At 72.4% G+C, this 12,649-nt stretch carries 10 protein-coding genes; 7 read left to right on the plus strand and 3 right to left on the minus strand.

From position 1 onward, the window contains the following. Window positions 1–84 precede the first annotated feature (84 nt). Together LQ222_RS10785 and LQ222_RS10790 are read right to left on the minus strand one after the other, a co-directional pair. The gene (locus LQ222_RS10785) at window positions 85–654 is read right to left on the minus strand and encodes a DedA family protein (RefSeq protein ID WP_230166370.1); all 570 of its coding nucleotides are present in this window, start codon (window positions 652–654) and stop codon (window positions 85–87) included. Between the two features lie 201 nt (window positions 655–855). Next, on the minus strand, window positions 856–1,263 hold the full coding sequence (locus LQ222_RS10790) for a VOC family protein (protein WP_230166371.1): 408 nt from the start codon (window positions 1,261–1,263) through the stop codon (window positions 856–858). A 77-nt stretch (window positions 1,264–1,340) separates the two neighbouring features. Between LQ222_RS10790 and LQ222_RS10795 the strand changes: the two genes are divergently transcribed. The 7 genes from LQ222_RS10795 to LQ222_RS10825 all read left to right on the plus strand — a co-directional run bounded on the left by LQ222_RS10795 (window position 1,341) and on the right by LQ222_RS10825 (window position 10,254). Then, window positions 1,341–2,654 carry a TAXI family TRAP transporter solute-binding subunit gene (locus LQ222_RS10795; RefSeq protein ID WP_230166372.1) on the plus strand — a complete coding sequence of 438 codons (1,314 nt, stop codon included), beginning with the start codon at window positions 1,341–1,343 and terminating at the stop codon, window positions 2,652–2,654. Window positions 2,655–2,747: 93 nt separating this feature from the next. Further along, entirely contained in the window at window positions 2,748–3,245 is a 498-nt protein-coding gene (gene mscL, locus LQ222_RS10800) for a large conductance mechanosensitive channel protein MscL (protein WP_230166373.1), read from the plus strand. A gap of 28 nt (window positions 3,246–3,273) precedes the next feature. Beyond that, complete coding sequence (locus LQ222_RS10805) at window positions 3,274–5,514, plus strand: type VI secretion system Vgr family protein (protein WP_230166374.1); 2,241 nt, start codon at window positions 3,274–3,276, stop codon at window positions 5,512–5,514. Window positions 5,515–5,577: 63 nt separating this feature from the next. Continuing rightward, window positions 5,578–8,184 carry a DUF2169 domain-containing protein gene (locus tag LQ222_RS10810; protein WP_230166376.1) on the plus strand — a complete coding sequence of 869 codons (2,607 nt, stop codon included), beginning with the start codon at window positions 5,578–5,580 and terminating at the stop codon, window positions 8,182–8,184. After that, window positions 8,181–9,236 carry a pentapeptide repeat-containing protein gene (locus LQ222_RS10815; RefSeq protein ID WP_230166378.1) on the plus strand — a complete coding sequence of 352 codons (1,056 nt, stop codon included), beginning with the start codon at window positions 8,181–8,183 and terminating at the stop codon, window positions 9,234–9,236. Before LQ222_RS10810 ends, LQ222_RS10815 begins: the two co-directional genes overlap by 4 nt. Window positions 9,237–9,258: 22 nt before the next feature. Continuing rightward, window positions 9,259–9,846, plus strand: coding sequence for a DUF3540 domain-containing protein (locus LQ222_RS10820; protein ID WP_230166380.1), 588 nt, complete (start codon window positions 9,259–9,261; stop codon window positions 9,844–9,846). Window positions 9,847–9,858: 12 nt separating this feature from the next. Then, a complete protein-coding gene (locus tag LQ222_RS10825; protein WP_230166382.1) occupies window positions 9,859–10,254 on the plus strand; it encodes a DUF4150 domain-containing protein in 396 nt (131 codons plus the stop codon). 31 nt (window positions 10,255–10,285) lie between these two features. Here the strand turns inward: LQ222_RS10825 and LQ222_RS10830 are convergent, their stop codons facing one another. Next, a complete protein-coding gene (locus LQ222_RS10830; protein ID WP_230166383.1) occupies window positions 10,286–12,601 on the minus strand; it encodes a calcium-binding protein in 2,316 nt (771 codons plus the stop codon). Between the last annotated feature and the right edge of the window lie 48 nt (window positions 12,602–12,649).

The following is a 12,649-nucleotide window of genomic DNA, read 5'->3' on the forward strand; positions in this document are numbered from 1 at the left end:
CCGGCAGTGCATGGCGGTGGGCCGCCGGATACCGGCGACCCGGCGGGTCCATGCCGCGGGCGTGCCCGGCCCGCGAACCCGCCTTCAGCCCGGCGTGACGCCCGGCGTGGCGCGCGCGCGTTGCCAGAAATGCCGCACCACGAAGAACGCGAGCGCCGAGGCGGCGATGGCGCAGATCGACCAGAACAGCCGTTCGACCCCAAGCCAGGCGCCCAGGAACCATCCCGCCGCGACGAAGGACCCCGCCCAGACGCCGGCCGCGATGAAGTTCAGCACCGCGAAGCGCAGCTTCGGATACCCCGCCAGCCCGCACACCACCGAGGCGACATTGCGCACGCCGTACAGGAAGCGGAAGGACAGGATGAACAGCGTGCCATAGCGTTCGAGCAGCGCATTGGCGCGTTCGACCCGCGGCTGCGACTTGGGAAAGCGCCGCAGGATGGCGGGCCCGTAGCGTCGCCCCAGGTAGAACCAGGTCTGGTCCCCCAGGTAGGAGCCGATCCACACCGAGAACATCAGCATCCACGGGTCGACCAGCCCCATCGTGGCGCCGATGGCGGATGCTGCGAGGACGAAGGTTTCCCCTTCGAAGAATGCCCAGAGCGCAGCCGCAAGATATGCGTAGTCGCCCCATTCGGCCCAGAATTCGGCCAAGTCCGGAAGTCTCCCAGGTTCGTTGGGCGGGAGACTGCCCTGTCCGGCGGCGCAGGGGAATGGGAATCCTGTGCTGCGGCCGCTCAGATCGCGTTCGCGCATGACGGCACCGCACTCTCCCTGATGCGGCCACGCGCATCAGCAGGGTGGGCGGGCCGCCGTCGCGCTGCGGAGGACGGCGCGTCGGCGGCGCAGCGCCGCTCAGGCGCCCGGCGGCGGCCAGTCGGGGCGCTCGAAGCGCTGCACCTCCAGCGTGTAGCCGGCCGGGTCGCGGAAAAAGAAGGAGGTGACGCGGTAGGTCTCGGAATAGGCCGGCGCCTTGTCCGGCGTGACCCCGGCGGCGACCAGGCGCGCGTGCCAGCCCTCCACGTCCTGCGCCACGAAGGTGATGACGGCGCCGCCCTGCACGCGCGGGTTGTCGCTCACGCGCGGCCCGCGCGCGCGGCACACGCCCAGATACGCCCGCCCGCCCGGGGCCACCGCGTAGATGCGGCACGACCCCTGGTCCTGCGCCAGCTCCAGGCCCAGCACATCCTCGTAGAAGCGCCAGGACGCCTCGGGGTCCTCGGCATAGAGGAAGGTGACGTGCTGGTCGAAGGGTGCGGTCATGCGCGCAGGATGCCGCCGCCGCGCCCGCCTGCCAACCGCATGGACGGCGCGGCGCGGGCATCGCATGGTCCGGCGCGATGCAGCGTGTCCTCCATTGGCTGATCCGGCACTGGGCGTTCAGCGCGACGGCGCTGCTGCTGGCCTGCGGGGGGCTCGGCTATTCGCTGGCGGCACCGGCGCCGCCGCGCGAGATCCGCATCGCCACCGGCACCGTGCCCGATTCCGCCTATACCCTGGCCGCCGAGGCCTATGCCCAGCGCCTGGCGGCGACCGGCTTCCGGGTCCAGCGCGTGCCGACCCAGGGATCGGTCGAGAACCTGGCGCTGCTGCGCGCGCGCCAGGTGGACATCGCGCTGGTGCAGGGCGGCACCGCCGATCCGGGGCGCGATGCGGGGCTCGAATCCCTCGGCGCGGTCTTCGCCGAGCCGGTCTGGGCCTTCCTGCGCACCGACCGCGGCATCGACAGGCTGGCCGACCTGCGCGGGCGCCGCGTGGCGGTCGGCACCGAGGGCAGCGGCACGCGGGTGCTGGCGCTGGCCATGCTGGCGGCCAACGACCTGGGCCCGGCGGATGTCGAACCCCAGGCCTTGGGCGGCGCCGCCGCGGCGCAGGCGCTGATGGAGGGCAGCGTCGATGCCGCCATCCTGGTTTCGGCGCGCATCGGCGGCGGGGTCGCGATGCTGATGCGCGGCGATGCGGGCGTGCGGCTGCTCGACTTCGGCGAACGCGCCGAGGCCTATGGCGTCCACCTGCCCTTCCTGTCGACGGTGCGACTGCCGCGCGGCGGGGTGTCGCTGGCCGCCGACCTGCCCGGGCGCAGCGCCACGCTGCTCGCCCCGGTGGCCTCGGTGGTGGCGCATGAGGACATCCACCCGCAGGTGGTCTCCCTGCTGGTCGGCATCATGCAGGAGGTCCATCGGCCCCGCACCCTGTTCGCCGCCGAGGGCGCCTTCCCCAATGCGCTGGCGCAGGACCTGCCGATGAACGCGGATGCCGAGCGCTACTACGCGCGCGGGCGCAGCGCGCTGCAGCGCTGGCTGCCCTTCTGGGTCGCGGTCTGGGTCGAACGCCTGCTGTTCGTGCTGCTGCCGGTGCTGGGCCTGGCGCTGCCGCTGATCCGCTTCGGCCCCACGCTGTACGCCTGGCAGATGGAGACGCGGGTGTGGCGGCACTACGAGACGCTGCGGCGGATCGAGGCGGAGGCCGAGCGCGACGGCGACGGACCGGCGCGCGCGGCGCTGCGCGGCCGGCTCGAGGCGCTGGACGCGCGGGTGGCGCGGATGACGTTGCCGGTCGCGTATCGGCGGCATGTCTTCGCGCTGCGGCGGGACATCGCCTATGTCCGCGCGCTGCTCGCGCCCGCCACCGCGGGCGGGATCGACGATGCGTGAGGCTGGGCGGGGCATCCGGCCGTTGAGTTCCCGGCACGATCGCGCCAGCCTGCACGCCATGCCGGATTCGCCACGCCAGGGAGACAGGGGCCTATGAGCGACCTCGCGAACAAGATCACCAGCCAGATCCCGATCAAGGAGCCGGCCTGGCTGAAGGAATTCAAGGCCTTCATCATGCGCGGCAACGTCATCGACCTGGCGGTGGGCGTGGTGATCGGCGCGGCCTTCACCGCCATCGTGACATCGCTGGTCGAGGACCTGCTGAACCCGATCGTGGGCATCCTGATGGGCGGGATCGATTTCTCGAACCTGTTCGTCGTGCTGTTCGGCGAACGCCGTGCATCACTGGAGGCGACGCGCCAGGGCGGCGCATCCGTGCTGGCGATCGGGTCGTTCCTGAACGCGGTGATCAAGTTCGTCATCGTCGGCTTCGCGGTGTTCTGGCTGGTCAAGATCCTGAGCAAGCTGCAGGCCTCCCAGGCGGTGGAGAAGGCCACCACCGCACCGGGGCCCACGGCGTCGGAGAAGCTGCTGGCGGAGATCCGCGACGAATTGAAGGCGGCGCGCGGGGCCGCACCGCCGCCCGCCTGACGCCCCGACCAGCCGAGGAGCCGACACGGTGCCGACCTACGACCAGTCGAACTGCCTGCTCGCGATGCGCACGGCGCTGGGCGCCTGGCCGGCCATGCTGACCTCGCTGGATGGCGAGGACCGGCTCTGCGCGCCCTTCGTGTATCGCATCCGCTTCGCGACCGAGGCGCCGGTCGCGGCGGTGAAGGCGCTGATCGGCACCGACGTGACGCTGTTCTTCGGCCTGCCGGGGGCGACGGCGCCGGACCTGCTGCGGCGACGGCCGCTGAACGGGCATTTCCGGCGCATCGCGCGCGCCGGGCGGATCGGGCGCGACGGCCGGATCCTGGAATGGGAGGCCGAGGTGGTGCCGCGGCTGTGGTTCCTGTCGCAGACCTCCGACTTCCGCATCTTCCACGACCAGACCATCCCGCAGATCGTCGCCACCGTGCTGAACGAACACCACATCGCGTTTTCCGACCGGATCGTGGTGCCCGAGGCCTATGGCACGCTGGAATACTGCGTGCAGTACGACGAGACCGCGCTCGACTTCGTCTCCCGGCTGCTCGAACACGCCGGCATCTTCTACTGGCACGAGCACACCGACATCGCGCATACGCTGTGCTTCACCGACAACAACAACAACGTGCGCATACCGCACCCGGCCTTCGACACGCTGGTGCCCGGCGACGGCGTGACCGAGAGCTTCTCGGAGGCCTATACCTTCCGCACCGGCACCTGGACGGTGCGCGACCACAACCTGACGCGCCCGCAGCGCGCCTGGGACAAGACCGAAAGCTTCGCCGGCGTGGCCGGCGCCGATGCCGCGGTGGTCGACCAGTTCACGCGCTTCGAACGCTACCGCTTCCCGGGCAACTACATGGCGCGGCTGCGCAGCCACGGGAATGGTTCGGCCGAGGGCCAGGTCGGCCAGCACGATGCGGACCTGATGGCGACACGCCTGATCGAGATCGAGGAATCGCACTGGGAACGCTGGAGCGGCGCCGGCGTGGCGGCGGGGCTGGATGCCGGCACCAAGCTGCGCGTCCAGCCCGACACCGAGGCCGCGGCCGCCGACTACCTGGTCATCGGCATCCGCCACCACGTGCAGGACCACTCCAACTGGACGACCGAGGAATGGGCGCTGCGCCATCCCGACGGCACCGCCCCGCCCGCGCCGTCCTGCACCAACGACTTCGACTGCGTGCCGCATGTGGTGCCGTTCCGGCCCGACCGCGTGACGCGCAAGCCGAAGGTGCCGGGGCCGCAGAGCGCGCTGGTGGTGGGCGACGACGGCAAGGAGATCGACACCGACGAATACGGCCGGGTGAAGGTGCAGTTCCAGTGGGACCGCGCGCCCGCCGGCGCGCCGGTGGTCTCGACCGCGGTGCCGATCCGCGTCTCGCAGGGCTGGGCCGGCGCGGGCTTTGGCCAGGTGCATGTGCCCCGCGTGGGGCAGGAGGTGATCGTCGATTTCCTCAACGGCGATCCCGACCGGCCGATCATCACCGGGCGGGTCTACGACACCGACGAGATGCCGCCCTATGCGCTGCCGGCCGGCGCCACGCAATCGGGCATCCGCACCCGGTCGACGCCGGGCGGCACGGCGGACAACTACAACGAGCTGCGCTTCGAGGACGCCATCGGCGCCGAGCAGGTGCTGCTGCATGCCGAGCGCGACTACGTGGTCGAGGTCGAGAACAGCGAGACCCGCACGGTGGGCATCGGCGGCGGGACCGGCGACCGCACCACCGCCATCAAGCGCCACGAGACGGTGACGATCGGCGGCGACCGCAAGGTCACCATCACCGGCCATGCGATGGACACGATCGACGGCAGCGAAACGCGCACCGTGCGCGGCGACGTGAACGAATCCGTCAGCGGCGCGGTCACGATCAACGTGTCCGGCGCGGTGCTGGTGAATTCGGACAGCGAGATCACGCTGAAGGCGCCCACCGTCACCACCGACAGCACCGCGCACAACCGCTACACCAAGGTCTATGACTGGGACCAGGGGTCGGGCTACGGCAGCTTCTACCTGACCGTGAACTACCAGGCGCTGCTCGCGACCAACGCCTTCGCGACCGTGGTGAACGTCGCCGGCTACACCATCAATGTCGGCTTCGTGACGATGAATTTCGTCCCCTTCGTGGCCAATGTCGGCGTCGCGCAGGTGTCGAACAAGCAGTTCTCGGACGAGAATCACGTGGTCTCCATGCAGGATGTCGTCACGCAGCTCGGCACCTACGCGACCTATATCCAGACCGGGCTGATGACGATCTTCCGGTGACATCATGAGCACGCCGTACATGACGCGCCGCGATCGCCGCTGCCCGACAGGATCGATCCGCGCATGAGGGTCGAGAAGCCGCTCGCCCTCGGCCTGATGACCAGGCCCTCGGAGTTCCGCCGGCGCCACTACCTCAGCGTCGCCGCGCTCAGCTTCTGCCCGATGGGCGAGGCGCCGGCGCTGCTCGGCGAGGTCGCGATGTGGCAGTTCCTGCCGCAGGTGCTGCCGCCCACCCAGCCGATCGACATCGTGCTGCCCAAGCCCACGGCGGAATTCCTGGTGACCGGCAGCGCCTTCGCCCCCGGCGGCGTGCCGGTGCGCGCGCTGAGCGTGGGCGCGCGGCTCGGCACGGTCACGCGGCGCCTGGGCGTGGTCGGCGACCATCACATCGAGGACGGGCTGCCCACCGAACCGGCGCCCTTCACCGAGATGCCGATGGGCTGGGAGCGCGCCTATGGCGGGCCGTCCTTCGGCGAGAACCCGCTCGGGCGCGGCATCGTGGAAATGCCGCTGCCGGGCATCGGCTTCCGCGTCGCGCTGCCCAACATCGTGCTGCCGGCCGGCAGCGTACCGCATGGCGCGCCGCATCCGGTGAATCTCGGCGCCATGGACATCGCCTGGCCGCAGCGCGCGCGCCTCGCGGGCACGCACGACCAGGCCTGGTTGGAAAACGACTTCCCCGGCTTCGCGCGCGATGTCGATTTCCGCATGGCCATGGCCGCGCAGCCCGAGCAGCGCTTCGCCGGCTTCCTCGCCGGCGACGAGGACTACGCCTTCACCAACATGCATCCCGACCAACCGGAGCTGACCGGCCGCCTGCCGGGCCTGCAGCCGCGCATCCTGGTGCAGCGCCGCGGCAGCGATGCCTTCGAGGACGTGCCCCTGAACCTGACCACCGTATGGTTCTTCCCGGCGCAGGAGCGGCTGGTGATGGTCCACCACGGCCGCGTCCGCACCGAGGAGGAGGATGCGCGCGACCTCATGGCGCTGCTGTTGGGGGCCGATCGCCTCGGCGCGCCGCGCGCCGTCGCGGAATTCGAGGCAGCCTACGCCGCGCGGCGCGATCCCGAAGGCGGCATGATCGCCTCGCTCGACGAGGCGGCGCTGGTGCCCGCCGAGATGCTGCGCCCCGACCCCGCGGCCGAGGAGCTCCGCCGCAAGCTGGCCGAGGAAGGCCTGCCGCAGCGCCGGGCGCGCGCCAGCGCGCAGCGCGAGCACGAACGCCGCCGCGCCCACCTGATCGAACGCGGCATCGACCCCGACGCGCATGGCCTGGCGCCGCCGCCGCCCTTCGAACCGCTGCCGTCGTTGAAGGACGTCCCGGTCTTTCTCGCCGCCAAGGCGCGCGAGGCCGACGAGAAGCGCGCCGAAGCCGAGGCCCAGTCGAAGCGCGACACGCAGGCCCAGGCCCCGCGCATCGCCGCCGCCGGCGGTACGCCGCCCGACCTGTCGGCAAAGCCCAGCGGCCCGCCCCGCCTTGGCCCAGACGAAGGGCGCGCGCGGCTGGCGGCGCGCATCGCCGAGCTCGAGGCCCGCGGCCTGCCGGCCGAGGATGAGCGCCGCCTGCTCGACGACCCGACGCTGGCACGCCAGGCCGCCGAATCCGAGGAGACCGCGCGGCGCAGCTACCTGATGGGCGCCGACATGCAGGACCCGGCGCCGCGCCGCGATGCCGCGGGGGATGCGGCGGCACGCGCGCGGCTGGCGGCCTGCGCAGGAAAGGCCGCGCGCGTCGACCTGTGCGGCGCCGACCTGTCGGGCATGGACCTCGCGGGCTTCGACCTGACGGAAGCCTGGCTCGACGGCGCCGACCTGTCCGGCGCGGACCTCACGGGCGCCACGCTCGACCGCGCGGTGCTGGCGCATGCGCGGCTGGATGGCACGCGACTGGTCGGCGCGTCGCTCCAGGGCGCCAATCTCGGCCGCGCGCGCTTCGAAGGCGCGGACCTGTCCGATGCCAACCTGCGCGATGCCGTGCTTCGCGAAGCCGACCTGCGGCGAGGCCGCTTCCATCGCGCCGATCTCGCCGGCGCCAGCCTGGCCGGCGCCATCCTCGAAGGGGCGGACATCAGCGAGGCGCATGTGCCGCGGCTGTTCGTGCAGGATGCGTCGCTGGCCGGGCTGCGCGCCGCCCATGCGGACCTGTCCGGCGCGGTGATGATCCGCGCCACGCTGGATGGCGCCGACTTCACCGGCGCCAGGCTGACCTCGGCGGCGTTCATCGGCGTGACGGGCGACGGGGTGGGCTTCGAACAGGCGCATCTGGACCAGGCGGTCTTCGTGCAGGATTGCGTGCTGCGCGGCGCGCGCTTCGCCGGTGCGACCTGCGACGGCGCGAACCTGCGCGGCGCGGTGCTGGACGGCGCGGTGTTCGACGGTGCCTCGCTGGCCGGCACCGACCTGTCCGACTGCAGCCTGCATGGTGCGTCCTTCGACCTGGCGCGCGGGCGCGGCGCGCGCTTCACCGCGGCGGCGCTGCACGGCGCGCACCTCACGCGCGCGGATCTCGCGCAGGCCAGCCTGGCGCGCGCCGACATCCGCGCGGCGAACCTCAGCGACACCAGCCTGTACGAGGCCGACATCGCCCGCGTGCACAGCGACGAGGCGACGCGCATCGAACGCGTCCAGCGCACCCGCACGCGCATCCATCCGCGCCGGACGCCGACATGAGCCGCGCCGAGATCGAGGCGCTGGTGCAGGGCGGCGAGGTGATCGGCGCCGACCGTGCCTGGACGGGCATCGATCTGTCCGGCGCCGACCTGTCCGGCGGCATCTTCGACGGCGCCGGGCTGTCGGGCTGCGACCTGCGCGGCGCCGATTTCACCGAGGCCCTGCTGCATGGCGTGCGGATGGACGGCGCGAACCTGTGCGGCGCCAGGCTGGCCAAGGCCAGCTTCCACGACTGCGCCCTGTCGCGCGCCGACCTCACCGGGGCCGACTGCACCGGCTGGGCCGCCACCGGCACCGGCCTGCGCGGTGCCATCTTCGCGCGGGCGAACCTGTCGGAGGCGAATATCGCGCAATGCCGGCTGACGCGCGCATCCTTCGCCGGCGCGTCGCTGCTGCGCGCCAACATCGTGCAGTGCCGCACCGACGGCATCGACCTGTCGGGCGCCGATTGCACGGAGGCCGCGCTGGTCGAGGCCGACCTGACGCGCGCCCTGCTGGAGGGCACGCGCTTCCTCCGCACCAACTTCGTCAAGACCAGCTTCGCGGGCATGAACCTGCGCGGGCTGGTCGCCGCGCTGTGCCACTTCAACGACTGCGACCTGACCGGCTGCAACCTGTCGGGGGCCGACCTGACGCAGGCGGTGATGGCCAAGGTGAAGGCGGCCGGCGCCGTCTTCGAAGGCGCGCGGATGGCTCGCGCGGTGCTGCTGGGCGGCGTGCTGACGCGGGCGGTGCTGCGCCGCGCGGACCTGACCAGCGCCATCCTGCAAGGGGCCGACCTGTCCGATGCCGATGCGCAGGGCGCCATCCTGGTGCAGGCCACCTGCACCGGCATGACGGCGCCGCGCGCGCGCTTCGTCGATTGCGACATGACCTATGCTGATCTCAGCCATGCCGACCTGGAGGCGGCGGACCTGACCGGCGCCACGCTGGCGCGGGCCAACCTGCACCAGCTGCGCGACCGCGACGCGCTGATCCCCGGCCGTCGCCACGCCCTGCCCCCCGACCGCGACCGCATCGAGGCCGAGCAATGGCAACAGCGCTTCACATGACCGCCGCCCCGGAGACCCTGCCATGAACGCCATGACCGGCTTCGCGCCGCTCACCGACAGCGCGCGCGTGGTGGCGCCGCAGGGCGGGGGCTTCGCCATCCTGCGCCACGGGCACGAGGAAGCCGCGCAGCGCGCCTTCTCCTGCCTGGTGGAACCCGCACCCGGCGACCTGGTGCTGGTCGGTCGTGCGGAGGGCGAGACCTTCATCCTCGCGGTGCTGGCGCGGCAGGGCGATGCGCCGATGCGCGTCGCGCTGCCGGGCGATGCGACCATCGCCGCGCCGGACGGGCGGCTCACCCTCGATGCCGGCACGCTCGACCTGCGCGCCGGCGCGACCGAGGTGACCACGCGCGTGCTCGATGTCACGGCGGCGCGCACCGATGCCAGCCTGGGGCGCGTCAGCCTGCTGGCGGAGACCATCGAGGCGCTGGCGCAGCGCATCCTCGGCCGCTTCCGCCGGTCGATCCGCATCGTCGAGGACAGCGACCAGGTGCGCGCGCGCGACATCGACCACCGCGCCAGCGGCCACATGCACCTGCGCGGCGATGCCGTGACGGTGCAGGGCAGCGCGCTGGTCAAGCTGCGCGCCGACCAGATCCACCTCGGCTGAAGGGCAGGCAGGATGTTCGCCAATTGCCAGATGGGCGGGATGGACATGGCCTTCCCGGATGTCTGCCTGACGCCCGCGGTGCCGGCGCCACTGCCGATCCCCTACCCCAACATCGCCGAGGGGCCCACGGCGGTGCCGCACCAGTTCACCACCATCGTCGGCGTCGGCCCGATGCACAACATGGGCACCGTCACGCCCATGACCAACGGCGACAACGCGGGCGTCGCGATGGGCGTGGCGTCGGGCACGGTGATGGGGCCGTCGCGCCATATGCTGGGCGCCTTCACCGTGCTGGTGAGCGGTTCGCCGGCGACGCGGCTGACATCCATGTCCATGCAGAACAGCACGAACATCGTCGGCGCGCGCATCGTGCCGAGCCAGACCAAGGTGATCGTGCTGGCGCCGTAGCGGGGTCTCCGCGCGCCTCGGCACGCGGCCGCTACAGCAGGAACCATCCGGCGGCGGGGGTGGCGTCGGTCAGGATCAGCATCGCGACGTCCGCGGCGCCGTCGCCGTCGATGTCGCCTTCCGCCAGGTGCGTCCCGGGCGCGGTGGTGGTCACGCGCAGCCGCCCCGCCGCGCCGCCGAGCGCCGCGTCGCCGATCCAGCCGAAGGCCTGGTTGCCGGCCTGCAGCGGATCGGCGTCGATGCCGCGCAGGTCGATGCGGTCATTCCCGGTGGCGGGGCCGAAGTGGAAGTCGGCGACGATGTCGGGCGCCTCCGGCGCGCTGTCGGCAGCGAGCGAGACGACGAAGCGGTCGCCGCCGCCCGGCGTTTCGAAGAAGTCGCCGATCAGCACATCGGCGCCCGCGCCGCCGACCAGCACGTCGCCGCCCTCGCCGCCATGCAGCGTGTCGTCGCCGCCCAGCCCATACAGGATGACACCGGGGGCGGTGCTGGCGGCCACGCCGGGCAGCCCCTCGCCGGCCAGCTGGCCGATGCTGTTGGCCAAGGCGTTGCCGCGCCCGGTGACCACCGCGCCGGCCAGCAGCAGCCCTTCGACCTGCGCGGCGGCCAGCGTATAGGCCGCGCCGAAGGTCGCGACGACCAGGTCGACGCCCTGGTTGGCGGCTTCGACCACCACGTCGGCGGCGCTGTCGACCACATAGATATCGCCATCGGCGCCGCCCAGCATGCGGTCGCCGCCGGCGCCGCCGTCCAGGATATCGGCGCCGGCGCCGCCCGACAGCGTGTCCGCGCCGAGATTCCCCGTGATCCGGTTGGCGAGCGCATTGCCGGTCAGCAGATGCGCCGCAGCGCTGGTCGCCTCAAGGTTCTCGACATTGGCGGCGAGGGTGTAGGTCGCCGCCGTGGTCCGCACCGTGTCGATGCCCTGGTTCAGCAATTCATAGGCGACATCGCCGGTCGCGTCGGTGACCAGCACGTCGTCGCCGGCGCCGCCGACCAGGCGGTCGATCCCGGCCCCGCCATCGAGCGTATCCGCGCCCTGCCCGCCGGCCAGCGTATCGGCGCCGGCCTCGCCGCCGATCGTGTCGTCGCCGGCGGCGCCATTGAGGCTGTCGGCGAAGGCGGTGCCGACATACTGCTCGCCCCACGCCTTGCCGAGCCAGGTCTGTGCCGCGCTGCGCGGGTCGAAGACCTGCGCCGCGATATCGAGGTTGTTGCCGCCGGGCGAGGTCAGCGTCGACCAGGTGACGATGAAGCGCCCGTCGATGAGGCCGGCGACATCGGGGCTGAATTGCTGCCCCACCGCGGCCGCCGTGGTCGGCACCAGGAAATCCACCGAGGTCGCGACGCCGGCGGCGTCATAGACGCGCGCGCGGATGTCGGCGTTCGCATTGCCGTTGCTGTAGTCCTCCCACGCCACCACGAAGCCGCCGCCGGCCAGCGCGGCCACGGCGGGATTGACCTGGTCCGCCGCGGTGGTGGTGTTGACCTGCGACACGGCGGCGCCGCGGCGGAGCATGATCTCGGTGAACTCAGGGGCGTTCTGCACGCGCCGTTCCCACACGGTCACCTGCACGCCGTTGGTCAGCAGCGCGACATCGGCATCGGTCATGAAGGCGGTGAGCGGCCCGCCATCGAGCTGCGCCGGCTGCCCCGCCACCGCGGCCGGCAGCGCGCCGGTGAAGCCACGGCCATAGATGCCGTCGATCGCCGCATCCGGCGGCAGCGCGTCCTGCCAGGCGGCCACGAGGGCGGTGCCGCCGGCCGCCAGCGCCGGCGCCGCATCGCCACCCACGCCGCCCGTCGCACCGCTGATCCGCGTGGGCCCGGCGCCGAGCGCACCGCCGCCCGCGCCATAGCCGCGCGCCATGATGGCGGTGTTGCTGACGCCGGTGACCGCCTGGCTGGCATCCTCCCACGCCACCACGAAGCCGCCATTCGATGTCCCGGCAATTGCGCCCTGGCGCTGGTTGCCGGCAGCGGTGGCGACGGCGACCTCGGCCGTGCTGCCCGCCCCGCCGGCGGCGAAGGCGCGCGCCGTGACATCGGCATTGCCGACCAGGCTGTTGGTCCAGACCACGGCGAAGCCGCCGCCGGTCAGGGCCGCCACCTCGGCATCCTCCTGCAGGCCGGCGGTGGCGGTATTGGCGGTGCGGTCGGTGGCCGTGGTGGGCGCGGCGCGCGCATCGAACTGGCGGTAGCGGATATCGCCGGCATTCGCCGCGAGGTCGGTCCAGGTCACCACGATGCTGCCGTCGCGCAGCACGGCGACCGAGGGCGCGTCCTGCGCGCCGGCAATGCTGGCGTTCAGCCGCGTGACGGCGCCCTGGCGGGCGGGAACGGCCATGCGATGCCTCCGGCACGGGATGCCTGTCCGGGCGCGGTGTCGTGCCAC

This window comes from Roseomonas sp. CECT 9278 (assembly GCF_918698155.1).
GTDB lineage: Bacteria > Pseudomonadota > Alphaproteobacteria > Acetobacterales > Acetobacteraceae > Neoroseomonas.